The 26,426-nt window shown below is 34.5% G+C and carries 26 protein-coding genes and 1 pseudogene; 16 read left to right on the forward strand and 11 right to left on the reverse strand.

Going from position 1 to position 26,426, the window contains the following annotated elements; all coding sequences use genetic code 11:
- Positions 1-3: 3 nt before the first annotated feature.
- Together Q5Y73_RS09775 and Q5Y73_RS09780 are read right to left on the reverse strand one after the other, a co-directional pair.
- Entirely contained in the window at positions 4-1,140 is a 1,137-nt protein-coding gene (locus Q5Y73_RS09775; RefSeq protein WP_305991709.1) for a YheC/YheD family endospore coat-associated protein, read from the reverse strand.
- Positions 1,141-1,149: 9 nt separating this feature from the next.
- Entirely contained in the window at positions 1,150-2,517 is a 1,368-nt protein-coding gene (locus tag Q5Y73_RS09780) for a YheC/YheD family endospore coat-associated protein (protein WP_305991710.1), read from the reverse strand.
- Between the two features lie 125 nt (positions 2,518-2,642).
- On the opposite strand from Q5Y73_RS09780, the gene Q5Y73_RS09785 reads away from it, so the two are divergent.
- The 3 genes from Q5Y73_RS09785 (at position 2,643) to Q5Y73_RS09795 (ending at position 4,583) form a co-directional block, all read left to right on the forward strand.
- Complete coding sequence (locus Q5Y73_RS09785) at positions 2,643-3,809, forward strand: DUF445 family protein (protein ID WP_305991711.1); 1,167 nt, start codon at positions 2,643-2,645, stop codon at positions 3,807-3,809.
- 76 nt (positions 3,810-3,885) lie between these two features.
- On the forward strand, positions 3,886-4,224 hold the full coding sequence (locus tag Q5Y73_RS09790; protein ID WP_305991712.1) for a YlbF/YmcA family competence regulator: 339 nt from the start codon (positions 3,886-3,888) through the stop codon (positions 4,222-4,224).
- Between the two features lie 86 nt (positions 4,225-4,310).
- The gene (locus Q5Y73_RS09795) at positions 4,311-4,583 is read left to right on the forward strand and encodes a hypothetical protein (RefSeq protein ID WP_305991713.1); all 273 of its coding nucleotides are present in this window, start codon (positions 4,311-4,313) and stop codon (positions 4,581-4,583) included.
- Positions 4,584-4,672: 89 nt separating this feature from the next.
- Here the strand turns inward: Q5Y73_RS09795 and Q5Y73_RS09800 are convergent, their stop codons facing one another.
- On the reverse strand, positions 4,673-6,805 hold the full coding sequence (locus Q5Y73_RS09800) for a right-handed parallel beta-helix repeat-containing protein (protein WP_305991714.1): 2,133 nt from the start codon (positions 6,803-6,805) through the stop codon (positions 4,673-4,675).
- A gap of 185 nt (positions 6,806-6,990) precedes the next feature.
- On the opposite strand from Q5Y73_RS09800, the gene Q5Y73_RS09805 reads away from it, so the two are divergent.
- Positions 6,991-8,328, forward strand: a complete 1,338-nt coding sequence (locus Q5Y73_RS09805) for a DRTGG domain-containing protein (protein ID WP_305991715.1) — start codon at positions 6,991-6,993, stop codon at positions 8,326-8,328.
- Here the strand turns inward: Q5Y73_RS09805 and Q5Y73_RS09810 are convergent.
- The 3 genes from Q5Y73_RS09810 to Q5Y73_RS09820 form a co-directional block, all read right to left on the reverse strand.
- Positions 8,315-8,611 carry a YtpI family protein gene (locus Q5Y73_RS09810; RefSeq protein WP_305991716.1) on the reverse strand — a complete coding sequence of 99 codons (297 nt, stop codon included), beginning with the start codon at positions 8,609-8,611 and terminating at the stop codon, positions 8,315-8,317. The genes Q5Y73_RS09805 and Q5Y73_RS09810 overlap by 14 nt on opposite strands.
- Before the next feature lie 96 nt (positions 8,612-8,707).
- Positions 8,708-9,208 carry a sporulation membrane protein YtrI gene (locus tag Q5Y73_RS09815; protein ID WP_305991717.1) on the reverse strand — a complete coding sequence of 167 codons (501 nt, stop codon included), beginning with the start codon at positions 9,206-9,208 and terminating at the stop codon, positions 8,708-8,710.
- A complete protein-coding gene (locus Q5Y73_RS09820; protein ID WP_305991718.1) occupies positions 9,205-9,537 on the reverse strand; it encodes a YtrH family sporulation protein in 333 nt (110 codons plus the stop codon). The genes Q5Y73_RS09815 and Q5Y73_RS09820 overlap by 4 nt, the downstream gene beginning before the upstream one ends.
- Positions 9,538-9,752: 215 nt before the next feature.
- Here Q5Y73_RS09820 and Q5Y73_RS09825 point away from each other — a divergent pair, with 215 nt between their 5' ends.
- From Q5Y73_RS09825 to Q5Y73_RS09875, 11 genes are all read left to right on the forward strand, one after another.
- Positions 9,753-13,268 carry a DNA polymerase III subunit alpha gene (locus Q5Y73_RS09825; protein ID WP_305991719.1) on the forward strand — a complete coding sequence of 1,172 codons (3,516 nt, stop codon included), beginning with the start codon at positions 9,753-9,755 and terminating at the stop codon, positions 13,266-13,268.
- A gap of 150 nt (positions 13,269-13,418) precedes the next feature.
- Positions 13,419-13,607: a glutamate decarboxylase gene (locus Q5Y73_RS09830; RefSeq protein ID WP_305991720.1), complete on the forward strand. Its 189-nt coding sequence runs from the start codon at positions 13,419-13,421 to the stop codon at positions 13,605-13,607.
- A 203-nt stretch (positions 13,608-13,810) separates the two neighbouring features.
- On the forward strand, positions 13,811-14,683 hold the full coding sequence (accD, locus tag Q5Y73_RS09835; protein WP_305991721.1) for an acetyl-CoA carboxylase, carboxyltransferase subunit beta: 873 nt from the start codon (positions 13,811-13,813) through the stop codon (positions 14,681-14,683).
- Positions 14,673-15,641 (forward strand): acetyl-CoA carboxylase carboxyl transferase subunit alpha, encoded by a 969-nt coding sequence (accA, locus tag Q5Y73_RS09840; protein WP_305991722.1) that lies wholly within the window; start codon positions 14,673-14,675, stop codon positions 15,639-15,641. The genes accD and accA overlap by 11 nt, the downstream gene beginning before the upstream one ends.
- Positions 15,642-15,664: 23 nt before the next feature.
- A complete protein-coding gene (pyk, locus tag Q5Y73_RS09845) occupies positions 15,665-17,419 on the forward strand; it encodes a pyruvate kinase (RefSeq protein ID WP_305991723.1) in 1,755 nt (584 codons plus the stop codon).
- 148 nt (positions 17,420-17,567) lie between these two features.
- The gene (locus tag Q5Y73_RS09850; protein ID WP_305991724.1) at positions 17,568-17,981 is read left to right on the forward strand and encodes an acyl-CoA thioesterase; all 414 of its coding nucleotides are present in this window, start codon (positions 17,568-17,570) and stop codon (positions 17,979-17,981) included.
- Positions 17,982-18,056: 75 nt separating this feature from the next.
- Complete coding sequence (locus Q5Y73_RS09855; protein ID WP_305991725.1) at positions 18,057-18,443, forward strand: FxsA family protein; 387 nt, start codon at positions 18,057-18,059, stop codon at positions 18,441-18,443.
- A 239-nt stretch (positions 18,444-18,682) separates the two neighbouring features.
- Positions 18,683-19,798 (forward strand): citrate synthase, encoded by a 1,116-nt coding sequence (gene citZ, locus Q5Y73_RS09860; RefSeq protein WP_305991726.1) that lies wholly within the window; start codon positions 18,683-18,685, stop codon positions 19,796-19,798.
- Positions 19,799-19,837: 39 nt separating this feature from the next.
- Entirely contained in the window at positions 19,838-21,136 is a 1,299-nt protein-coding gene (gene icd / locus Q5Y73_RS09865; protein ID WP_305991727.1) for an NADP-dependent isocitrate dehydrogenase, read from the forward strand.
- A 103-nt stretch (positions 21,137-21,239) separates the two neighbouring features.
- On the forward strand, positions 21,240-22,184 hold the full coding sequence (gene mdh, locus Q5Y73_RS09870; protein ID WP_305991728.1) for a malate dehydrogenase: 945 nt from the start codon (positions 21,240-21,242) through the stop codon (positions 22,182-22,184).
- A 224-nt stretch (positions 22,185-22,408) separates the two neighbouring features.
- Entirely contained in the window at positions 22,409-22,810 is a 402-nt protein-coding gene (locus Q5Y73_RS09875) for a hypothetical protein (RefSeq protein WP_305991729.1), read from the forward strand.
- An 80-nt stretch (positions 22,811-22,890) separates the two neighbouring features.
- On the opposite strand, the gene Q5Y73_RS09880 is transcribed toward Q5Y73_RS09875, so the two are convergent.
- From Q5Y73_RS09880 to Q5Y73_RS09895, 4 genes are read right to left on the reverse strand one after another with little or no spacing between them, the layout of a single operon-like run.
- Positions 22,891-23,703: an ABC transporter permease gene (locus Q5Y73_RS09880; RefSeq protein WP_305991730.1), complete on the reverse strand. Its 813-nt coding sequence runs from the start codon at positions 23,701-23,703 to the stop codon at positions 22,891-22,893.
- On the reverse strand, positions 23,700-24,056 hold the full coding sequence (locus tag Q5Y73_RS09885) for an ATP-binding cassette domain-containing protein (protein ID WP_305991731.1): 357 nt from the start codon (positions 24,054-24,056) through the stop codon (positions 23,700-23,702). Before Q5Y73_RS09885 ends, Q5Y73_RS09880 begins: the two co-directional genes overlap by 4 nt.
- The gene (locus Q5Y73_RS09890; RefSeq protein WP_305991732.1) at positions 24,040-24,663 is read right to left on the reverse strand and encodes an ABC transporter ATP-binding protein; all 624 of its coding nucleotides are present in this window, start codon (positions 24,661-24,663) and stop codon (positions 24,040-24,042) included. The genes Q5Y73_RS09885 and Q5Y73_RS09890 overlap by 17 nt, the downstream gene beginning before the upstream one ends.
- A gap of 15 nt (positions 24,664-24,678) precedes the next feature.
- The gene (locus tag Q5Y73_RS09895) at positions 24,679-24,855 is read right to left on the reverse strand and encodes an ABC-2 transporter permease (RefSeq protein WP_305991733.1); all 177 of its coding nucleotides are present in this window, start codon (positions 24,853-24,855) and stop codon (positions 24,679-24,681) included.
- A 97-nt stretch (positions 24,856-24,952) separates the two neighbouring features.
- Between Q5Y73_RS09895 and Q5Y73_RS09900 the strand changes: the two are divergent.
- Positions 24,953-25,072: pseudogene (locus Q5Y73_RS09900) on the forward strand (ABC transporter permease); the annotation flags it as partial.
- Positions 25,073-25,466: 394 nt separating this feature from the next.
- On the opposite strand, the gene yfbR reads toward Q5Y73_RS09900, so the two are convergent.
- Complete coding sequence (gene yfbR / locus Q5Y73_RS09905) at positions 25,467-26,078, reverse strand: 5'-deoxynucleotidase (protein ID WP_305991734.1); 612 nt, start codon at positions 26,076-26,078, stop codon at positions 25,467-25,469.
- Between the last annotated feature and the right edge of the window lie 348 nt (positions 26,079-26,426).

Consider the following 26,426-nt stretch of genomic DNA (forward strand, 5'->3'; position numbering starts at 1 on the left):
GAATTACCCTCCTAGTTGTTGTTTAAGCAAATACTGAGCATAATATATGGGAAGCTGAACTGATGTTTTTTTTAGACTACTGTCTTTAAAGGAATTAAAAATGGATCTTCCGGGCTTTGAATTGGCTTCGAGAAACCAGATGTTTCCCGACAGGTCTATACCAAAATCAATCCCAAGTTCACTCAAACGCCCAAAATGATTTTCTAAAATATGTGGTAACTTCCTGTTTATTTCATTGATCTCTTGAATCATATTAAAGGCACTTTCTTCACCATATTCTTTAATTAGAAATGGGTGCACTTCTTTAACGAATCCTCCACCATGAAGATTAGATGTTAGACTGCCATCCTGACCACATCTGACTCCCATTCCAGTAAATTGCCATTCTCCACTTCCGTTTTTCTGAACTAAGGCTCGAATATCAAATGTAGTATTTGAAGTTGTTTTTAAATGTAAATACTCTTGAATAATGTATTTGCGATTGTGAATAAATGATTGTATATGTTTAACAAAAGATCTAAAATCGTTATAAGTGATATTAATACAATTGTTTTTTTTGTCACGACCTTTTACTACATAACTTTCTTGATTAGATGACTTTTCCTGATCGTTTTTCATATGGATTTGTTTTTCAACGTGGAGAATGCCCTTCCCTTGACTTCCACTAATAGGCTTTAGAATGAACTGTTTTTGATTAAGAAACGTTTGCTGTAACTTCCAAGGGTTATGATAAAGCTCTGTTTTAGGTAAATACTTTTTCATAAATGGTTCTGATTTTAAAACATGAAACACACTCCATTTATCCATTAAACGGTTTCCCAGAAATTGAACCTTTTGCAACATGAATAGCTTTTTTAATTGCGTGCGATATAATAAATACTGTTCTTTAGTTTTAAAAAAACAACGATCATAAATAAGGCTAGGAATAGAATAAAATTTTTTTATCCATTTTTCGTTTTTTGTGTAGATGGCGCCTACAACTAGATTTTCTTCCCAATTGATCTGATTTATTGCAAAAATAAATATAGTGATTTTTAACTTCTGACCAAATTTGCATAGATTTTTGTAAAAGGTTTGGTCTTTGTTAGATGTTGCTGTATTTAGATCAGTTACCATAATCCCCATGGTATGAGAATTCACTTTATCACCTCATTCAAAAGTTAAATAATGAGCATATTGAATGGTTTTTTTGACAGACGGTCTGATTTTGTTATCATTCAGAAACGTGTTATCGTTTTTTGAGGGCTTAGAATTCACTTCAATCATCCATACATTTCCATAGCGATCAACGATTAAGTCAATCCCTAACTCTGCATAATGGTGTAAGATTTGTGCATCTAAGCCTTCTGCTATTTTTAACGCGGCTTGATTTAGTTGGTAGAGTGTACGTTTTATTTCATGATTTGGTAGGGAGGATTTCACTAAAGCTTCTTTTACTGAACTTAAAGTTCCGCCACGTGCTATATTTGAAACAAATTGATTATCACTAGCAATGCGTCCTACAACTGAAGTAACTTCCCATTCTCCATTCAAATTTTTTTGTGCTAACGCACGAAAATCTACAGGACGATTGTTTACTGTTATCGGAGATATTCCTCTTTGGATCTGATATTTTCTAGATTTTAATTTGCCTGATATTTTTGAGAATACTTTTTTTAAACTGTTTAATTTTTCAGAATGTGTGCCATTTACATTTGTAAAATGGCAAACATAAGTGTGATCAGATTGCCTCGTAATACGAATGATTCCTTTTCCTAAGCTGCTTAGTGATGGCTTTAAGAAGACAGTTCTATACTTGTTGCACATCGAGCGCAGCATGGAATAGTTTTTTAATAAATGAGATTCAGGTAAATATTTATGCAAGGATGCATCTTTTGACAACACAGAGAATACTTGATTTTTATTTAAATACTTTTCATTAAATACTTGACCATTTTGTTTGGATTTTACTTCTTTTATAAAATGTTGTACGCTTGATTTATTCTCAATTTTACGACTGTTTAAGCGGTTGTAAATAATATTGGGAAAAGGTAATTTTTTTTTACTCCAACCATTGAAATAAACCATGCAACTAATTTCATTTGAATCTAATATAATATCTTCTGGTGTAAAAAAACATACAACTGCTCCTTGTTGTTTACCTGCTTCAGAAAGCTCTTGACAAAAAGAAGTATTTGATCCAAAAGGTCTGGATGGTGATTGTTTTGAGTGTTGATTTAGTAATACTCCGATAAAAGGACCAATGGTTAATGTAAAAGGACTATATTTGACTCTTACTTTAGATTTATGATTTAAGCCTAATTCTTTAGCTAGCAGCTCATTTATAATTAATGCATTGTTTCGCTTAGACGGTAGCACTTTTACTAATAAACCTTTTGTGCCAAATTTAAGATTGATTTGTTGATTTATTGGAATCTTTTCTTTTTTAATAATAGGCTCACTGAGCAAAATTAAATATTGGTCATAAAACAATGAAGTTTCATTCTGTATATAAATTGTGATGTTCTTATTAATCATGATGAATCCCCTTCCGACACCAATGATTCGATACAGGAATATAAGTTATCATATGAGGACATAGAACCCTTGGTGATTGAATGAAGGTAGGTTAATGCTGATTTGTAGAAAAATGGGGGAAGAGTATGGATGTATTTATGTTATTATTTGCTAGTATGATTATTGGAGCTTGTATTGGTGGATTAACGAATTACTTGGCAATTAAAATGCTTTTTTATCCACGTAAAGCAATATATTTGTTTCAAAAAAAGCTTCCTTTTACTCCTGGTTTAATTCCGAAACGAAAGGGTGAGATTGCTACTTCTCTGGGAAGAGTTGTTGGTGATTATCTTGTTACATCAGAAGGGTTAAGCCAGCTGGTAAGCAGCCCTGAATTTAAAGGAAGAGCAGAATTAAAATGCAGTGAATGGTTTCATCATTTTTTGGAGCAAGAGATGAATCTTGAGGATATAGCATTGCGGTATTGGTCTAAGGAACAGGTGGAGGAGTGGAAGAAAAATAGTGCGGATTGGATTAATGGACTTGCTAATAAGGGAATTGAATGGTTATGGATTGAGAAACAGTGGTCATCCAAAACATTTGTAGATCTAATCCCCAGTTGGAATGAGCAGCAAAAGGAAAAATGGGCTCAGACAGCAGCAGATTATATTTTGATCGAAATCAGCAGAGAGTTGCATACAGAACGTGGCGATCGAATGCTGCAAACATTAACCAGTCAGTTTATGGAGCAAGCTGGTGGATTGATGTCATTAGCCGGTTTATTTATGGATGGGCAAAAAATATCAGCAAAAGTAAAGGGAGTTGTATTAGAACAGCTAGATTCTCCGACAGTCAACCATACATTGTATCAGTTCCTATATCATAAAATTAGTGATTGGGAGAAAAAAGATCTTTCTGAGTGGATTGATCAATTTTCAAATGAAAAAGACAATTTAACCTGGGTAAAAGAAAAAATGACAGGTCTTATAAGTTGGGAAGATTGGTTAGATAAGTTGATGGAGAAACCTTTGCAGCCCATATTACAGAAAAATAAACAATGGATTACAGAGCAAATTCCTGTTATGATAAATTTTTTATTGGCACAATTAAGTAAAAATGTGGATCGCATTGTCTCAGCAATTCAACTGCCAAATTTAGTTCAGTCCGAAGTGAATAAATTTCCAATAGAAAGAGTAGAGGAAATTGTGTTAAGTGTTTCAGGGAAAGAGTTTCGTGCAATTACATGGTTAGGTGCATTTTTAGGTGGATTGATAGGATTAGTACAATTTGTATTATTCATATCCTATACATAGAGAAGTAGTTTTCTCGGTGCTGAAAACTGAACTTTTTGAGCACTTATTTAAATTTAAATAATTAAGGAGCGATTAGATGAATATTTATGATAAAGCGCATGACTTAGCAAAAGCATTAAAGGAAAGTGATGAACTTAAAATTCTAATTGAAGCAAGAGAAGCAGTAAAAAGTAATGAGGAAGCGAATAAGATGTTAGAGGATTTTTCACAAGTTCAAAACTTACTGCAGCAAAAAATGATGGCTGGTGAGCAGCCTTCTGAAGAAGAAATGGGGCAAATTCAAAAATTATACGAAGTATTGCAATTAAATCCACTATTATCAAAATTATTTGATTCGGAACAACGTATAGGTGTTATCGTTCAAGATGTTCATAAGATAATAAACGAGCCGCTGCAGGGATCAGGGTCAGAATAACGGGCGTAAATATCTAGGTTCTTTTTAACTCTTTTTCTTCATAGGATTGTACTATAGGTTGTACGATTTTTAAGGAGTTGGTAAGGTTGAAGGGAATCAAACCGATATTAAGTCTGAGTTTAGCGATAGGCTTGTTAATTTTTGCGATTCCAAGACTAGAGGTAGGTCAAGGGTGGACAACGCCAACCATATTTGCAGTCGTTTGGATTGGTATGGTTTTGTTAATCATTGCTGCGCATTTACACGAAGTGTTAGGTGTTGATGAGGAAACGAAAAAAGAAATGAGAAGAGTGAAACAATATCAACGTTGGAAGAGAGAACAGCTTGTGTATGGAAATAAACGAAAAATGATGCGATGATAGATGAACATGTTCTGTCAGGAGTGTAATATAACAAAAAATCTCTTATTCTGTAAACTGGAATAAGAGATTTTTGCTTCAAACCCCTCTTAGTTATTACAAACACCAGCTTGATTACTTGTTTGGCAGTTGTTTTCATCAATTACGTTTTCTGATCCATCGTCTTGAATATCAGGATTGTTGTTAAATAAACAATTGGAGCGAACGGCGTTATTATCACTATTATCTAATAAAATACCAGCTTGTGGGTTGTTATTAACTATATTGTTGTCAATGATATTCATGGAAATATCTCCATTTTGGTCACTGATGTCTATCCCTTGTTCATTATTGTTCTTAATCATATTTTTAATGATTCTATTACCCCCATTTGCATTGATTCCAACTGTACCATTATTACATAGGACATTTCCCCAAACTAAGTTATTATCATTTACTTCAAACCCTTCATCTCCAGAATCACTGATTTTGTTCCAAAGGAGTAGGTTATTATTGCTTGATAAATCAAAACCACCTTCTCCATTATTCAATCCAATGTTACTGATATAAAACCAACCTTGATTCGCGGGTATTCCTGCCTCTACTCCATCTCTTACATTTTTATTGATGAAATTTTGAAGAATGAGGTTTAAATCACCTTCCCCACTTAATCCATTACTTCCGTTTTGCTGTAATTTACAACAAACGACGTAGTTGTGTCTGCTATTGATATGAATACCATCAAAAAAATTCCAACTTGACTCACAATTTATGATCATGTTTTGTTCATTTCCCTCAAGAGCTGGACTCTCAATCAGAATGCCATGTTCTTTATTTTCAAACGCGTTTATGCAGTGTAATATATTGTGGCGGGTGTTGATTCTAACACCGTGATTGTCAAAGTTTTGGACTGTAAGATTTTCGATCGTAACAAAATTGGCATTATTGTCTATATCAATTCCAGTTGCATTTACTAAGTTCGTACCATCAATAATCGTCTTGTTCCTGCCAGCCCCTATTATTTTGATCCGATTTCTGTTATCACCCATATCGCTTTCTATCAATATAGATTCGTTAAACTTGCCTTCACCGATTTGAATGGTGGTTCCTTGAGTGGCTGCATCAACAGCTGCTTGAATGGTTTTAAAATCTCCAGGTACATGAAGGACTGCTTTTCTGTCACAGACTCCAGGAGGAACACTTGTATTACACTTATTATCACTAAATATGTTAGAAGGATCTTCTGGTTGACCAACTTCAATATCAGGATCGTTGTTTTGTAATACATTATTACGGATAGCATTGTTCATAACGTCTGAACCAAGGAAAATACCAGGCAAAGCGTTGTTTTTGACTAAATTATTGTCAACAATATTATTAAAATTAAATCCTATATTAATTCCGTTTCCATTCTCTGTACAGTCGATGATATTTCGAATGATTCTGTTTTCAGAAGAAAATAAAATAATTCCATTTTCATTATTACATTTTACTTCATTTCCCCAAATCAAACTGCCCCCAAAATTAGATACAATTCCATCATCTTCATTATTATTTAGTTTATTAAAGAGCAAAAGATTATTTTCTCCCCTACTGTCAATCCCCTCATCTTCATTTCTAACAGAGCAATTACAAATAAACAGGTTAGAAGTACTAAAAAATAAACTATCTACTATTGTTACAAATCCATCATCATTATTTCTACTTGAGAAATTCTGAAGTGCGATGTTGTTCTGACCTGCAAACTCTAAACCATCATCAGCATTACCAATAAACTTACTTTTTACGATATAATTTTGATCCCCACGAACGATGAGACCATTACCAATTCCACTATTTTCTCCTTTATTAAAACTTGATTCACATTCCATAATCATATTTCTAACAGCACCTTGATCTATGAATATCCCATTACCGAATACGGTGTTGATCACTTTTACATTGTGCAAGATATTCTCATTCGATTGAATGACTACGCCATTATCCGTGTAATTTTGAATCGTTACATTCTCAAGTGTAACTTTCGTAGAGTTTTGAATCTGAACGCCAATCCCTAATGTCTCATTTCCTTCCAAAATTGTTTTTCCAATACCTGCTCCAACGATTCGAATGCGATCTAGTCCGTTCACCATGATGGTTTGGTTATATGTGCCTCTAGCCAAATTAATGGTATCCCCAGGATTTGCATCATTATTTATTACATCCTGAATATTGTTGGCTGGTGTTAAATTGAATACAGCCACATTAAATCACCCTCCTAATATTAATTGTTGAATTATTATATTCATAGCTTCAACAGATGGTATGGACTGGAGTGGAATTTTAGTAGGCTATTGATGGAAGGTTTCGTAACTTTACAGAAAGATGACCAACGAGAGATTTTTATATATACTATGAATAAAGCTTTATGAGTGGGTGGGTGTTGATAATGAAAAATATAGAAAATTCAACGAAAACAAAACATGAACAAATCTTAGAACATATAGAAAGTCTTGAAATAGGCACTAAGATCTCTGTAAGACAAATTGCAAAGGATTTGGAAGTAAGTGAAGGAACGGCTTACCGAGCAATTAAGGATGCAGAAATTCAAGGTTTAGTCAGTACAAAAGAGAGAATTGGAACCATTAGAATTGAAAAGAAGAATCGTATGAACATTGATCAACTGACCTTTGCTGATGTAGTTAAAATAGTAGACGGAAGTGTTCTTGGGGGTGCACAAGGATTAGACAAACCACTTAATAAATTTGTCATTGGTGCCATGAAATTGGAAGCTATGATGAGATATGTTGATCCAGATAGCTTATTAATTGTGGGGAATCGTGATGAAGTACATAAAATAGCGTTGGAACATGGAGCAGGTGTTTTAATTACAGGGGGATTTGATGCAAGAAAAGATGTGAAAAATATTGCAGATCAAAAGGAACTTCCTTTAATATCTTCTAGTTATGATTCTTTTACTGTGGCATCCATGATTAATAGAGCGATCTATGATCGATTAATCAAAAAGAAAATCATGTTGGTAGAGGATATGATTTATGTAAAAAAATCCGACGTGTTTGTTTTGAAATGTAACCATACCGTGAAGGATATGCAGGAAATTGCTGAAACATCTGGACACAGTAGATTCCCGATCGTAGATGAGTGGAATCGAGTGACCGGTATGATCACTTCTAAAGATATGATTGGGGCAGATAAGAATCAAACATTAGACAAATATATGACTAGAAATCCAATTACCGTAAATCTTCAAACCTCGATCACATCAGCTGCCCATATGATGGTATGGGAAGGAATTGAACTATTGCCTGTTGTGGACCATCATAGAAAACTTCTAGGTGTGATTAGTAGAAAAGATGTTTTACATGCTTTGCAGCATCTTCAAAAACAACCACAAATGGGAGAAACATTTGAAAATCTAATTTGGTCTGGGTTTGAACAAGAACATGGAGTTAATGGAGAACTGCAGTTTCATGGTGAGATTACTCCCCAGATGACAAGCCAACTAGGAACTGTGTCTGAAGGTGTGTTAACTACTTTAATGACAAAAGCAGCTTATCAAGCGATCGGAGAAGTCAAAAAAGGAGATTACGTGTTAGATAATATCTCAACCTATTTTGTAAGACCTCTGCAAATAGATAGTAAAATAAAAATATCCCCAGGAATCATAGAAGTGAGTCGTAAATTTGCAAAAGTGGAAGTTCAAATTTTCCATGAGGTGGATTTAATTTGTAAAGCGATGTTAACCGCACAAATTATTGACTCTTAAAGTTCATAATATGCTTATGATTGCGGATACCACCGTATAAATTAGCAAAACCTAATAATATAAATAGTATACCGACAATGAAACGAGGCCAGCTGAAGCCAAATGAAAACAGCTGTATACAAGCTATAGTAGTTAATACAATTCCTATACTTATATTCATCCGTGCTCTCATCAATCCTTGTTCTTTGACATCATTCGTACGTCTCGCTTTCATGCTGAAGTAAAAAGAAAACCATGCAGCAATAAATGCTATGATAATAGGTATAAAGTTAACAAAACTCATATGTTCACATCTCCAATATTTCTGTTTTGAGAAACGGTCACTTCTATGCGTTATTTATTGTACCAAAAAAAGAGGAGACGTTCACGTGTGTTATATTTAAGCTTCTGGATTGAATTCTTCAACATGAATCCAAAAGGTTGCCTCACCGTAAACAATGAACATATTTTGAATCTCAACAACATATGCCTTCTCATGAACATTAGGGTAGTTTTTACGTCCGTATAGCTGTCTAATATAATCTGGGTCTTTATAAATGAGAGATACTTGTTTCCCTTTTAATACTTTTAAATCTTCACGCACTAAATCTTTGATATCGTTTTTAATAAGATCATCCAGTGGTTCTTTATCCTCTTTTTCTTGAATGTTAATCACGATAGAGTTGATCACAGTATTGGAATCTTTATATTTTTCTAGTCCTTCTATTTTTGATAATAAATCTTTGTTTTCTTGTCGGATTGTTTCATTCATTTTAAACAGCACTTGCATATTATGCTGGTAAATAATCATATAAATAGCTGCACCAATAATCATACCTGAAATAATGAGCGCGATGGCCTGCAAATATTTTAAAAATCTCGAGATTGATGGAACTCTCAAGAGGAATTCCCTCCATCGCTCAACCAAAGCATAAGTGCTGTTCCTGCTTGTGCACCCATAAAAGCACTGATAATTTGTAGTATTTGTTTGATGGCAGGTGAGAGCTGTCCGTCTATTACATTGCTCTCGATAAGTCTTAAAGGATCTATCGTTCCTCCAATTGCAACGACAACCGCCCAAATCTTAACATTTTTAGCAACCTCTTGCATTGTAAAGGAAGGGGGCTGCAGTGTAAGTGTAGCAGCAATTCCCGCCATCAAGCTTGCACCAAGCACAACACCAAAAGCGATCATATAATCTGTAATCATTTTAGTTAATAAGTTTCCCATTATGATTCTTCCTTTCTATGAAAATATGACATGATATCCTCATATGAATGAAATTAGTATACAAGCCTTCTTAGTATTAATGTATGGGGGAAGAGGAGTGAAATATGCTAAAATGGACGAAAGAGATCTTTTCTCGAACATATGTTTTGTTTAGGTGCTTGGTTTATGATAAAATAAAGTAAAATATAACTTAAATATAAAAGGAGCAGCGAATAATGAAAAGTTTTACTCACCTTCATGTACATAGTGAATTTAGTTTGCTGGATGGTGCTGCAAAAATTGACCACCTAACAAAGAAAGCATCTGAATTGTCCATGAGTGCTATCGCACTAACTGATCATGGTGTGATGTATGGTGCGCTTCCTTTTTATAAATCATGTCTAAAAAACAATATAAAACCAATTATTGGCTGTGAGGTTTATTTTACATCCGAATCTATATATGAAAAAAAATCAAGAAAAGAGAGTCCCATTTATCATCTGATTTTATTGTGCAAGAATTTAACAGGGTATCAAAATCTAATGAAGATTTGTTCTTTAGCCCATCTCAAAGGACATCACTATAAACCTAGAGTGGATGAAGAGATCTTACAACAACATGCAGAGGGTCTGGTTTGTTTAAGCGCTTGTCTTGGTGGAGAAGTTTCACAATATTTGCTTCATGAGGAGTGGGATAAAGCAAAGGCTGCGGCTAAACGTTATCATAATATTTTTGGAGAAGATTTTTATCTAGAACTACAGGACCATGGGATGTTTGAACAAAAAAAAGTGTTAAAAAGCATGATCGAATTAAGTCGTGAAACTAAGATTCCTTTAGTTGCGACAAACGATGTTCATTATATCGAGCAGGATGACTTTTCAGTTCAGGATGTATTAATCTGTATAGGAACAGGTAAAACGATTGAAGATACAAAACGAATGAAATTCCAAACAGATCAGTTATATTTAAAAAGTCAGTCAGAAATGGCTGATTTATTCTCCTTTGTCCCTGAAGCAATTGAAAATACGAAAGTGATTGAAGAAAAATGCAACTTGCATTTAGAACTAGGGGCTTCGATTTTACCTGAGTACAATCCAATACCAGAGGCAATAACCGCACATACTTATTTAAAGCAGCTTTGCGAGGAAGGTTTAGTTAAAAGGTATAAAGACCAGCAAGATTGGAAGGATCTGTCCTTTCAGAAAGAAGTGAAGGGTAGATTAAATTATGAGCTGAAGGTTATTCAAAATATGGGTTATTCAGATTATTTTTTAATTGTATGGGATTTTATTCGTTTTGCACATGAGAATGATATTATGGTTGGTCCAGGTAGGGGCTCTTCCGCTGGTAGTTTAGTCGCCTATGTTTTGAATATTACGAACGTTGATCCAATTCGTTATCAGCTATTATTTGAACGGTTTTTAAACCCAGAAAGAATTTCAATGCCAGACATAGATATTGATTTTAGTGATGAACGAAGAGATGAAGTTATTGAATATGTCGTGCAGAAATATGGTTCGGAACATGTAGCTCAAATTATTACTTTCGGTACAATGGCGGCAAAGGCAGCGGTAAGAGATGTGGGGAGAGTGCTCAATTTTTCTTATCAGGAAGTGGATAAAACAGCAAAAATGATTCCAAATCAACTTGGTATTACGATAGAAAAAGCACTTGCCTATAATCCAGATTTAAAAAATGCCTATGAAAATAATGAAAAGATTTTCGAATTGTTGAATATGGCTTCAAAGGTAGAAGGCTTTCCAAGACATTCATCTACGCATGCAGCGGGTGTTGTCATTTCTAAAGAACCTTTAACTAACTATGTTCCTTTACAGGAAGGGACAGAGCATATCCCATTAACTCAATATCCAATGGAGCAATTGGAATCCATAGGTTTGTTAAAAATGGATTTTTTAGGCTTGCGCACATTGTCGATTATTGAAAGAACACTTGGTTGGATTAAACAACAAGTTGGTATTGAAATAAATCTGCAAAGTTTAGATGTAAGTGATTTAAAAACATATGAAATGTTAAGCAAAGGAGATACTACAGGGATCTTTCAATTGGAGTCTTCAGGTGTTAGACGTGTTTTAAAGGAACTAAAACCTTCTGATTTTGAGGATATTATTTCTGTATTAGCCTTATATCGTCCAGGACCGATGGAGTTCATTCCTAAATATATTCAAGGTAAACATGAGCAAATCGAGGTGGAATACCCTCACGCTTCGCTCATATCTATACTGTCGGATACGTATGGCATCATCGTATATCAGGAGCAGATTATGCAAATTGCATCAAAGATGGCTGGTTTTAGTCTTGGAGAAGCGGATCTTCTAAGAAGAGCAGTTTCAAAAAAGAAAAGAGAAGTATTAGATGAGCAGCGAGCTGCTTTTGTTGCAGGAAGCATACAACAGGGATATAAAGAAAAAGATGCAAATAAGGTGTATGATATGATTGTCCGTTTTGCTGATTATGGATTTCCAAGAGCACATGCAACAGCCTATGGTGTTCTTGCTTTTCAAACAGCCTACCTGAAGGCTCACTATCCGGTTCAGTTTATGTCTGCCATGTTAACTTCTGTTATTGGCAATCAAGGGAAATTAGCAGAATATATCGATGAATGTAGAAGAATGAAAATTAAAATATTACCTCCAGATGTTAATGAGAGTGATATTTTGTTTACTCCTGTCTTTAATGAAACTCGAACAAATCAATGGATAGGCGCGATTCGTTTCGGATTGGCTGCCATAAAAAATGTAGGAACAACAGCAATGAAATCCATCATTCATGAAAGAAAGGAATCTCCGTTTGAAAACTTGTTGGATTTTTGTCAAAAAATAGACTCAAAAGCATGTAATACTCGCGTTTTAGAATCGCTGATATTAAGTGGTGCTTTTGATCAGCTTCCTGGTCACCGGGCACAATTGTTAGCTGTATTGGACGAAACGATGGACGCGGCGGTGAAATGGAAAAAAGAAAGAGAGGATTTGCAAATTCATTTGTTCGGATTAACAGAGGAAATGAACTGGACAATAGATTATCCAGAGGTAATTTCCTTTACAGAAACACAAAAATTAGAACAAGAAAAAGAAATGTTAGGTTTATTTGTATCTGGACATCCACTGGATGCCTATCAACAGAAAATATCTAATATGAAAACAAATGAAATTCATCTTCTACAGGAGTTGAGGGAAAATTCCATTGCTCGGATTGTTGGGATGATTCCATCTTTTAGAATGATTTTAACAAAAAAGGGGCAGCAGATGGCGTTTATGGAAGTAGAGGATCGCATTGCAAAAGTAGAAGTTGTCATCTTTCCAGAGGCTTGGAAAAAATACGGTCACAATATTGAAAAAGGAAAAATATTGTACATTGAAGGTAAAGTGCAGCATCAAGAGGAGGGAGTAAAGTTATTGGCTCAACGAGCAGCTCCTATAGATGAAATAAATGAACCATTTACTGTTAAAGAAAGTCCTTCTGAAAAGGAATATTATAATAAAAAAGAATCTCTAAAATCGAACAAAAAACAACATGTATATATTAAAATTAAGGAAATAAATCAAAGTGCTGACAAGTTAGTGAAATTAAAGGAACTTTTAAAAAATCATGCTGGTGCGCTTGAAGTGATATTATATTATGAGCAGACCCAAAAAATTGTAGCTTTAAATGATTCCTATAACATTAAACCTTCTAAGGAGCTTTTTTCAGCTATTGAAGCGTTTATGGGAAAAGAAACAGTAAAAGTAAGATAATTGGGTATGATATTAGAAATCACATATTGATCATTTTTCATCTCTTTACAATTCTCAAAATCTAGGATAAGCTTTGTTATGGGGAAGGATAAGGTTTATCGTGCATACTTAATCAATACATTATGAATAAATTCAGGAGGTTCTTCATTTATGTGGACTGTAATTTATATTGCGCCTACTGAAAAATTGGCAGAGCGATTAAAAGATAACCTAACTGCTGAAGGTTTTTTTGTGAAAGTAAAACCTAGCGGCTTATCCAAAAAACAGTATGAAATCTTAGTTCCCGAAGGGGAAGTAGAAGAAGTGCAAGAAGTATTGAGCTCTTTGCTTCGTACGTAGAGTCCCATTATTGATACATACATGTTAAACCAATCTTATAAGAAAATCCCCTATCGTTGAACTTGCCAATCATCGAGTTTTCTTTAGCGGTAGATTTTCTTGAAATATGGAATTTGTAAACCTTATAAATTCTATTTTATAAAAAAGCTCTTGTTGGAGCTTCTCGAGTTTCAAAAAAATATAACGCCTTGTGAGGTGTAATAGTGTTTAAAGATCTTTTTAATAAAAAAAGAAAATATGCAACCATTCCGTCTGAAAACTCTAAAAGAGACAACATTCCAGAAGGATTAATGAACAAATGTTCAAAATGTGGAACCATTCAATTTAATAAAGAGTTAGAGAAAAATTTAAAAGTCTGTTCTGGCTGTGGATATCACTTTAGATTAAACGCTAAAGAAAGATTTCAAATTACGTTAGATGAAGGACGTTTATTTGAGTTTGACAGTGAAATGATTTCTGAAGATCCGCTTGAATTTCCTGGTTATAAGGAAAAAATTAAAAAGCATCAGGAAAAAACGGGTTCAAAGGATGCAGTTATTACAGGAGAAGGTACAATCGGGGGATTTCCAGTAGTTGTTGCAGGCATGAGTTTTGAATTTTTTGGCGGAAGCATGGGTTCAGTAGTTGGTGAAAAAGTAACTAGAGCGATAGAAACAGCTATGAATAAAAATTATCCTTTAATTATTTTTTCTACATCTGGTGGAGCTAGAATGGAAGAAAGTATCTTAAGTTTGATGCAGATGGCAAAAACAAGCGCAGCACTCAAAAAGTTCAGTGATCAGGGTGGATTATATATTTCCATTATTACAGACCCGACCTTCGGAGGTGTGCCTGCCAGCTTTGCTATGTTGGGAGACTACATCATAGCTGAACCTGGTGCAGCATTTGGGTTTACAGGAAGACGTGTTATTGAACAAACTATACGTCAGAATTTGCCCGAAACTTTTCAAACGGCTGAATTTAATTTAAAACATGGTCAGCTAGATAAAGTTGTTTCACGTGATCAAATGAGAAGCACTTTAATTAAATTATTGGATTTACATTTAACGAAGGAGGAAAGTGATTATGGCGAATGAGCTGCCATTTGAAAAACCTCTTATTGAGTTGCGAGCAAAAATAGAAGAAATTCGCAAGTTTGGTATTGAGAAAGAAATCGATATTGCGGAAGAGATCAATCGATTAGAGCAAAGATATGCGGATTTAGAAGTAGAGATTTATTCAAATTTATCAGCCTCACAAAAAATGCAAATAGCCAGACATCCCATGCGACCTACTACGTTAGATTATATTCAACATATCTTTGAGGATTTTATTGAATTGCATGGAGATCGTTCATATGGTGATGATTTAGCTATTGTTGGTGGGATAGCCAAGTTAAATGGAATTCCAGTCACTATTGTCGGTCATCAAAAAGGAAAAGATACAAAGGACAATATTGCACGTAATTTCGGAATGCCTCATCCTGAAGGATTTCGAAAAGGATTACGTATAATGAATCAAGCAAATAAATTTAAAAGACCCATTATTACATTTATTGATACGCCTGGTGCGTATCCTGGTGGAGCAGCAGAAGAAAGAGGTCAGGCAGAAGCTATTGCTAAGAATTTGTTGGAAATGGCTGGTTTTAGAGTGCCTATTATTTGTATTGTGATTGGTGAAGGTGGAAGTGGAGGAGCGTTAGCATTAGGTGTAGGTAACCGAGTGCTGATGTTGGAAAATGCTATTTATTCTGTAAGCAGTCCAGAAGCTGCTGCTTCAATTCTTTATAAAGATGCTTCCAAATCCCTTCTTGCTGCAGAATCCATGAAAATTACAGCAAACTATATTCAAGATTTTGGAGTTGCTGATGATATCATTCCTGAACCAAAAGGAGGAGCTCATCAGAATGTTAAGGAACAAGCTGAAAACATAAAAGATACTATACTGAGACATCTTGAACAACTTAATGGGTTGGATGAATTTGAGATAAAAGAAGATAGATACAAAAAATTTAGAGGAATAGGAAGTTTTACCACGCTTGAAAATGTATTTTAGTTTGACTAGGAGGAGTAGAAATCATGCGAAAAACAAAAATTGTATGTACTATTGGACCAGCGAGTGAATCATTAGAAAAGACAAAAGAATTAATTGTAGCAGGGTTGAACGTAGGGAGATTAAATTTTTCCCACGGTGACTTTGAAGAGCATGGAAATCGTATTAAAAACATTAGAAAAGCTTGTGAGGATTTAAACAAAACCGTTGCCATTCTTTTAGATACTAAAGGACCTGAAATTAGAACTGGAAAATTAAAAGAAGATAAAGTTCAGGTTGTAGCAAACGAATTTATCACTTTGACTACAGAAGAAATTTTGGGAGATCAGCATCGTGTTTCGATTACATATGATAAGCTTCCAAGTGAAGTTCATGTGGGTTCAACAATCTTGATTGATGATGGTCTTATAGGTTTAAAGGTTGCGGAAGTTGAAGGAACAGAAATTAAATGTCAAATCGTAAATGGCGGTTTGCTTGGAAGCAGGAAGGGTGTCAATGTTCCTGGTGTAAAAATTTCTTTACCAGGCATCACTGAAAAGGATACCAATGATATCATATTCGGTATTGAGCAAGGTGTTGATTTTATCGCAGCTTCATTTGTACGTAAAGCAAGTGATGTTTTGGAGATTAGGGATTTACTTCAACGTTATGATGCTCAGCAAATTCAAATCATTTCTAAAATTGAGAATCAAGAGGGTGTAGACAATCTTGATGAAATTCTAGAAGTATCTGATGGCTTAATGGTAGCACGTGGAGATCTTGGAGTTGAAATTCCTGCAGAAGAAGTACCTTTAGTTCAGAAACGAATGATTGAAAAATGTAACCAAGCGGGTAAACCAGTAATTACAGCTACACAAATGTTGGACTCTATGCAGCGTAATCCTCGTCCAACGAGAGCCGAAGCTAGTGATGTTGCAAATGCCATTTTTGATGGTACAGATGCGATTATGTTGTCTGGTGAAACAGCTCAAGGTAAATATCCGTTGGAATCTGTACAAACAATGGCACGCATAGCAGAAAAAGCAGAATCTGCGTTAGAATACGAAGAATTCTTTTTGAAACAGTCCAGCCTTCAGCAGGTTTCAATTACGGAATCCATAAGTCAGTCTGTTGCAAATTCAGCTTTAGATTTAAACGCAAAGGCGATTTTCACTTCTACACAAAGTGGATATACAGCTAGAATGGTATCCAAATATCGTCCAAAAGCACCAATCATAGCAGTTACGCCAGACGAACAAGTCATGCGTCGTTTATCATTAGTATGGGGAGTAAATCCTGTGAAAGGTGAACAAGCTGAATCCACAGATGAAATGTTTGAAATGGCTGTAAATAGTGGTTTACGTGCAGGATATGTTCAATTTGGGGATTTAGTTGTCATTACTGCTGGGGTTCCTATAGGTAGATCAGGAACAACAAATTTAATAAAAATTCATCACATTGGTGAATTGATTGCAAAAGGACAAGGGATTGGCAGCAACAGTGTTACTGGAAAAGTAGTTGCAGCTCGCACGCCAGAGGAAGCAAATGAAAAGATAACAGAAGGGTCTATTCTAGTTGCAGTTTCTACAGATAAAGATTATATTCCTGCGATGCAAAAGGCAGCAGCAATTATTACAGAAACAGGTGGACTTACTTGTCATGCAGCTGTTGTAGGTGTTGAATTAGGAATTCCTGTTATCGTTGGTGTGGAAGATGCTTTAAACATATTTAAGGACGGAATGGACGTTTCAGTTTACAGTGAACTAGGGTTCATTTATTCTGGTAAATCTGAAACTTTATAAAATATTAAATAAAATAATTTCCCATTTAAAGAGCTATGGTCTGATCGGACCGGCTCTTTTTTTCGTCAAGGTTCGTTAAGTGGAGAGTTTTCTTTATGTTTTTCTATTATGTTAAAATAGAAGAATGGATTAAATAGGAGGGGTATGAATGGAGAGTAAAGAATGGCGTAAACATACAGTACGGGTAAGATATCAGGAAACAGACCAAATGGGAGTTGTATATCATGGGAATTATTTGAATTGGTTTGAAATAGGGAGGACAGAATATGTACGAGAGATGGGATATAGTTACCGTAATATTGAAAAACTAGGGTTGTATCTTCCTGTCGTTGATGCACAAATTAGTTTTAAAAGACCAGCAAAATATGATGATGTTGTTGATATATACACTAAAGTAGCTGAATTCACTAGTAAAAAGATTATTTTTGAAAATGTAGTTCGTAAGGGTGAAGATATTTTAGTAACTGGAAAAACAGTACACGTATGGTTAAACTCACAATGGAAAACAATTCGATTGGATGTAGAAGCACCAGAATTATATGAACGTTTGTTGAAAGGGTAATAATATCTATATAAAACAACCTCTGATGCTTCATTAGTTCTTTTTACTGATAATGATATTGAAAGGAGTGAAGTCATGTTTCGTTTTCTTGTGATCATCATGATCGTTGTACCTGCTATAGAAATAATGGGTTTAATTGCGGTGGGCGGAATTATAGGTGGTTTAGAAACCTTCATTTTAATTTTACTGACTGGATTCATAGGTGCTTTTTTAGCTAAAAGTGAAGGAACAAAAGTTATGAATCAAGCAAGGTTCGAAATGTCGTCAGGAAGAGTACCAACAGGCTCTATTTTAGATGGGATTTGTATTTTTTCTGGTGGTCTTCTTTTACTTACCCCGGGATTTCTCACAGATACGATTGGTTTTATGCTTGTACTTCCTGTGACTCGCGGTTTTTTTAAGGGATGGATTTTGTATTTTATAAAAAAACTAATGTCCAAGGGAACCATTATCCGATTTTAAAGGAAATGAAGAAACCACTTTAAGTGTAAAATTCTATCAGTTTTTCTGTAATGTATGAACAGGAGTTATTGTTGCAAAAATAATCTTTATACATATGATAATGAAGTTTTATGTCCAGATGAGTTCACAATCTGTTCGAAATCCTTTATCATTAATGTGAATGAATATTAAATTTTTAGAGTAAATATTTGGATTATCAATTCAAATAAAATTATATCTCAAACAAAGGAGAGTATATAATGACAGCACCTACAAAAGGTTTAGAAGGTATAGTAGCGACTACTTCTTCCGTCAGCTCAATTATTGATGGTGTATTAACTTATCGTGGAATCAATATCGATGATTTAGCTGAAAAAGCTACATTTGAAGAAGTTGTTTATTTATTGTGGTTTGGTAAATTGCCAAATCAAACAGAATTAGAACAATTTAGTAAACAATTAGTTGAAAATATGGTAATCCCTAATGAAGTACTTGATCAAATCAAGTTATTTCCTAAGGGTGCAAATGCAATGGCGGCTCTACGTACAGCGGTTTCAAGCTTAGCCTTATACGATGTAGAAGCAGAGGATATGAGCAAGGAGGCGAATGTAAGAAAAGCAATTCGTCTACAAGCGAAGATCCCTACCATCATTTCTGCATTTGCAAGAATTCGCGAAGGGAAAGATCCTATTCAACCGAAAAAGGATGCTTCTCTATGTTACAATTTCTTGTATACACTTACAGGGGAGGAGCCAGATCCAGTTGCGATTGAAGCATTGGACAAAGCGTTAATATTACATGCTGACCACGAGTTGAATGCTTCTACTTTTGCTTCTCGTGTAACCGTTGCAACGCTATCTGATGTTTATTCAGGTGTGACTTCTGCCATTGGCACATTAAAAGGACCTCTTCATGGTGGAGCGAATGAAGCTGTAATGGTGATGTTAGAAGAGATTGAAACAACCCAAAACGCTGAACCTTACATCGAGAAGAAATTAGAAAACAAAGAAAAAATCATGGGATTTGGACACCGTGTATATAAAACAGGTGACCCTCGTGCAAAACATTTACAAAAAATGTCCTATGAATTAGGAAAAATTACAGGCAATATGAAATGGTATGACATGTCCGTTATCATTGACAAAATGATCACTGAGAAAAAAGGATTAAAACCGAACACTGATTTTTATTCAGCCTCTGTATATACTTCCTTGCAAATCCCACGTGATTTGTTCACACCAATTTTTGCATTTAGTCGTGTATCAGGATGGACAGCGCATATTTTAGAGCAGCTGGACAATAACCGTTTAATTCGCCCTCGTGCAGAATATATTGGCCCAGCAAACCAACCATATGTAGACATAGAAAACAGATAATAAAATAAGATAAACAGAATGAAGGAGGTACCAATTCACATGGTACAATTCAAAGAATACGATTTACCAACTAACGGAGAAAAAATTACAATCGAAAATGGACAATTACAAGTCCCTAATAAACCCATTATTCCTTTCATTGAAGGAGATGGAACTGGTCGAGATATTTGGGCGGCTTCAAAGCGTGTTTTAGATGCTGCAGTGAACAAAGCTTATAATGGTGAAAAGGAAATCGCTTGGTATGAGGTTTTTGCTGGGGAAAAAGCTTTCAATAAATATAAAGAGTGGTTGCCAGAGGATACTTTAACTGCAATAAGAGAATACATGGTGGCAATTAAAGGTCCTTTAACTACACCTATTGGAGGAGGCATTCGTTCCTTAAACGTTGCTCTTCGTCAAGAATTGGATTTATATACTTGTCTTCGCCCTGTACGTTACTTTGATGGTGTTCCTTCACCGGTTAAACGTCCAGAATTGGTTGATATGGCTATTTTCCGTGAAAATACGGAGGATATTTATGCAGGTATCGAATATGAGCAAGGTTCTGACGAAGTGAAGAAAGTTATTGAATTCTTACAGAAAGAAATGGGCGCAAATAAAATTCGTTTCCCTGAAACTTCTGGTATTGGTATTAAACCTGTTTCTTCTGAAGGGACAAAACGTCTTGTAAAAGGTGCGATTGAATATGCAATTAAACATGGACGTAAAAGTGTTACTTTAGTACATAAAGGAAACATTATGAAATTTACTGAAGGTGCATTTAAAAACTGGGGTTATGAAGTTGCTGAAGCAGAATATGGGGATAAAGTATTTACATGGGGTCAATACGATCGCATTGCTGAGGCTGAAGGTAAAGAAGCAGCTGATAAAGCTCAGGACGAAGCTGTTGCTGCTGGTAAGATCCTTGTAAAGGATGCTATAGCAGATATCGCACTTCAACAAGTTCTAACTCGTCCAACAGACTTTGATGTAATCGCAACATTAAACTTAAATGGAGACTATTTATCTGACGCTTTAGCTGCACAAGTAGGTGGTATTGGTATTGCTCCAGGGGCAAACATCAACTATGTTACTGGACATGCAATTTTTGAAGCTACACACGGAACTGCTCCTAAATATGCTGATTTAGATGTAGTGAATCCTGGTTCTGTAATCTTATCTGGTGTATTGATGCTTGAACACTTAGGTTGGACAGAGGCTGCAAATCTAATTTATAAAGGAATGGAAACAGCAATCTCTAATAAAACAGTAACTTACGATTTTGAAAGATTAATGGAAAATGCAACAAAAGTGAAATGTTCTGAGTTTGCAGATGAAATTATTAAACATATGGCATAATTTAAATAAATAATGCTTCACTATGATCCCCTCACTGAATAAAGTGAGGGGAATTTAAAAGGTATAGAAGTAAAAATATTACATATAGAGAGGGGAATGTTAGATGGCGATTCAAAGAAAAAAAATAGCGGTGGTTGGAGCTGGTTTTACTGGAGCTACTACTGCGTTAATGCTTGCACAGAAGGAATTAGGAGATGTTGTATTAATTGATATTCCACAGTTGGAAAATCCTACAAAAGGTAAAGCACTTGATATGCTAGAAGCGAGTCCTGTTCAGGGTTTTGACAGCAATATTGTTGGTACTTCTAGTTATGAGGATGCTGAAGGTGCTGATATAGTGATTATTACTGCTGGTATCGCTCGTAAGCCAGGAATGAGTAGAGATGATTTAGTTAATACAAATGCAGGTATAATGAAATCTGTATGTGAGAGTGTAAAAAAATATTGCCCAGATTCTTATGTAATTATTTTGAGCAACCCTGTAGATGCTATGACCTATGTAGCATATAATACCCTTGGATTTCCTAAAAATCGCGTGATTGGTCAATCTGGAGTATTAGATACAGCACGTTACTTTACATTTATTTCTCAAGAAATAAATGTTTCCGTTGAAGATGTTCATGGATTTGTATTAGGTGGTCATGGGGATGATATGGTACCTCTTGTAAAATATACAAATGTTGCTGGTATTCCAATTGATAAACTAATTTCTGCTGAACGTATTGAGGCCATAGTAAAACGTACTCGTACAGGTGGTGGAGAGATCGTAGGGTTACTAGGTAACGGTAGTGCATATTATGCTCCTGCTGCTTCTTTAGTACAGATGACTGAAGCCATCTTAAAGGATAAAAAACGAGTATTGCCTTCCATTGCATTTTTAGAGGGTGAGTATGGATACGACAACTTATTTATTGGTGTTCCAACGATTCTTGGTGGAGACGGAATTGAAAAAATCATTGAGTTGGAATTAACGGATGAAGAAAAATCTGCTCTAGATAAATCAGCAGAATCAGTTCGTAAAGTGATAAGTGTTGTAGACAAAGGGTAAACATGGTAGGATAAAAAGAGTATGGGAATTTTCCATACTCTTTTTTGAGCTTATAGACAATTTAGGCTGCAAAGTTCATAATTCTCTCATGACTATGCGGTATTAGAATTGGCATAAGCAGTGCTTGTTATCATTAACGCACAGGTGATGACAAAATCTAAGTTTGCCCATGTGCAAGGGTTGAGTAGTAGTGTGGGTATCATTATGATGGAGGGTTATTAAAAATGGATATTGTTTTTTATCTTCATTCAACAGTAGGTTTATTATTGATCGCTTACATTTTACTTCCATTTCTTATTACGACTTTAAAAAATGGGTCAGAAGAAATGGCAAAAGTATCTGTATTTATCAATCGAGTAGGAATGTACATATTAATTGTCGCTTTTCTTTCAGGTGGATATCTAATTAGTCAAGTAGAAGGTATTACAGTACCTTGGATGATTGTTGTAATATTATTGCTGTTAGTTATGTTTGCAATGACAGGAATGATCTCAAAACCTTTAAAAAGAGTAAGAGATGGAAGTGCAATTGATTCGGATCATAAAAAAGCAAAAATGTTTAGTTTTATTAATGCGATCGCTTTAGTTTTTATTTTAGTTTTAATGTATAATCCTACATTGCTCTAAAATAAAAAACATCAAACGTTATATCTATGCGTTTGATGTTTTTTTTGACCTCAAATATGATTATCGAACCAGAAGAATATTTAAACTAAAACCATATTTCCTGTTTTTTTCGCATGGTTTTCAGCCCTATTTAGGATCCAAATGGATATAAGGAAAAGAACGATCAGTATTGCAGCTAGTAAAAGAAATGAAGTTGTTAATTCAGAATATGGAACTCCTTTTATGACTAGATCTCGAAAAATATCCAATACATAAGTTAAAGGAAAGGCAAATGCGATTATTTTTCCCCAAAGCGGAAAAGCTAGTACAGGGATACGAACACCAGAAAAAAACTGCATGGGTTTTTCAAGTACGGTAAATAAAATGCTGGAGTCGCGTGAAAACAAAAACAGGATATTTAAGAAACCTCCCCATACTATGGCAGAAATAGACAGCATCATAAATGCTAATGGAATGTTAATCCAATGTAAGGATGAAACGTCTGTTACAAAAAAAATAGCTAATAAAGTGAACAAAGTAAATAACCACACCGCTTCGAATAAATTTGCCGCTGCTCTTGCATACATGAACATCATTCTAGAAACAGGAGTTAAAAATATTAGTTCAAGTGTGCCTGCGCTTCTCTCATAAGACATTTGCCAAGCAGATTGAACTAAACACCAAAAAAAAGTGTATGCTAAAAATTCAGTTAATAAAAATAAGCCTAGTTGATCTACTTCAATATATTTGGATAATGGACTATGTTCTCCTAAATTGAATGGTTTGAAGGAGTAATATGAAGCTATAAATAATAATATAGGCCACAGAAACAATGAAAAATAGACCATTTTGCTATGAAAGTGGTGCTTATGTGCTTTTTGAAATTCAGCAATTAAAATATGGAAGATACTCATGCACTTTTCTCCTCTGCTAAAGCCAATATGGCATCCTCTAATTTTGGTTTTTTTGTCTCCATTCTAATCACCTTTATATTTTCATTTGCAAGCAATTCTATAGCATAGGAAGATAAGTCTGATGATGAAGTAATCTGCATTCCTATCTCTTGTTCAGATGAGTTGGTATGCATTTGTGCATTTTTTAAACCTAATGCTTTTTTAATTTTTATTTCTGCTTCATTCGAAAGCTTTTCTACTACTAAATCCAAATAATGATGATTTGCTGCTTTTTTTATTATATTTTCTGGTGTTTCATGAAGGATTACCTTTCCTTTATTTATAATATAAATTCGATCACAAAGCTCCTCCACCTCTTCTAAATAATATTCCTTTACGATCTTCTTTGGCTAGTTTTTTTACTGTATTTCTGAGATGTTTTGCAACGGGTGCATCTAAACCGAGGGTGGGTTCATCTAAAAATAAGTATTTTGGATCATTAATTAACCCTCTTGCAATTTGTAATCGTTGTTTCATACCCTTTGAAAATCTTTCAACAGGTATATCTCCTGTATCCTCAAGACCTACTAATCGAAGTAAATCTTCAATTTTATGATGTAATTGCTGACTTGTATAACCATATAATTTTCCGTAATATATTAAATTTTCTCTTGCTGTTAATCTCCAGTACAACATTCTCTCGCCACCTGCGATCATGTTCACATTCTTTTTAATTTTTTTAGCATCCTTTATAATATCTAATCCATCAACTTTTATTGAACCTTTATTTGGAGTTAGTAATGTAGATAACATTTTAATTGTAGTTGTTTTGCCTGCCCCATTTAATCCTAATAAACCAACAATCTCTCCTTCATGGATGGATAAATCTATACCTGCCTCAACTACCTTTTTCTTTTGTTTAAAAAACCCTAGTTTTTCTTTTAGTTGATATGTTTTTATGATTCCCTTAGCTTCAATCAAATCATTTCCTCCTTATTATGAAAAATGCTTCTCAAGTATTTTTTTCTCCATTTTTTTAATAGATATTGAGCCAATGATAAAATAAACGATACCTGTCAGAGTTAACTTCCATAATGACGGACTGATCATAATTGGACTGCTGCCCTCTAGTACGCTGCCTCTAAAAGCTTCTAAACCATAGGTCATAGGCATGATGATACCAATACTTTGAATAAATTCAGGTAAATATTCAATTGGGAAAGTAATGCCGCATACAATAGCAATGACAAGGTAAATGGTTAGAGTGGATTTAGTGAGACGAGCCTTAATTACAGAATTACGCGAAGGAACACTTGAAGCTCTTTTGTTAACCCCTTCTTCAAGAAAAAGTTATTTTTTAGGTTATGCTAGTCAAGGAATCATGAGAATATGTGTGCTTGTCTTGGGTAATCTATGTATACAAAATAGATTTTGGAAACATAGAATATATTATCCCTTATAATGGGATATGAATAGGATAATAAAGCAAACCACCGATGCGCTCTTTTGCAATCTCAAAAAACCTCACTGTATATTTAGTGAGGTTGAACAATGAACAAATCTTAAAATAGTTATTAGAACTATGAACCTAGTCTAGACCAAATCAGTGTTCTAAGCATAGTATGTATTATCTCACAATTTTAATTTAGTGAGAAAAATTAGATTTGGAGCACCTCCTCCTTTTAATGAATAGGATAGTATTCGAACGGAATAACTGCATCATTTCAACTATTGGATAAACCATATAGCTTGAGTGATGCAGTTGCTATTTTTAGAAATTTCATCTATTTAGGCTTCCCTTTATTCCTGCTAAATAGACTTAGTTCATCTAAGGTTTTTTCAAAACTAGGGGCAAGATAAGATAGAAAATAGTCAATTTCTGGCATGTTCATATTTTGTAAACTTAATTCAATATCTTTTTTAGCGGTTGCAAATTCCTTGTTACCTGCAGACAGTTCCGAAATGCATTTTATATAAGCGTCTAAATCGTCCGCAGCTTTAACATATTGTATTAGTTCATCATCATCTTTATTTTGTATTAAAGTTTCATATTGCATTTTTAATACATCAGGAACCGTATTCATTAAATGATCTGATGCTAATTCTTCTATTTCTCTGAAGCTATTTAAGATTTGGTTATTATGATGTTTAACAGGGGTTGGGATGTCTCCTGTGAAAACCTCAGTGGCATCATGAAATAAAGCTAAACTAACTGCTCTTTCTGTATGAATAGGCTTATTAAAAACCTCATTTGCTATAGAACACAGAATATGTGTAATAAGTGAGACATGGTAGCTGTGTTCTGCTACATTTTCATCCACAACATTACGCATTAGACTCCACCGTTTAATGTACCGAAGTCTGTACATATAAGCTAAAAAGTGATGATTTTCCATAAAGATCTCGCTCCAACTTTTTATGATTTCCAATATCATATGAGGCCTATACGATAATTGTTATGAAGAATTAAATGAAAAAAACGAAATAAATAAAAACAGATGTTTGAGTATTTATATTGAAATTTAGACATTTGTATATAGGGATACGTCCAAACCTTTAGATTGTACTAGACATATACTGTAGCAGGAACTGTTTTGGAGGTGATTTCTTTTATGTTTTTCATTGTAGGTCTTGCTATAGTTGTTTTAGTCTTATTTATATTGCTGGTTATCATCTTAGCGTTATTAGCACCAATTAGAAAATGTTTTCCTCATAGGTTCTATTGATCATAAATGAAAAAATAA

Source organism: Chengkuizengella axinellae (assembly GCF_030730905.1).
Lineage (GTDB): Bacteria > Bacillota > Bacilli > Paenibacillales > KCTC-33759 > Chengkuizengella > Chengkuizengella axinellae.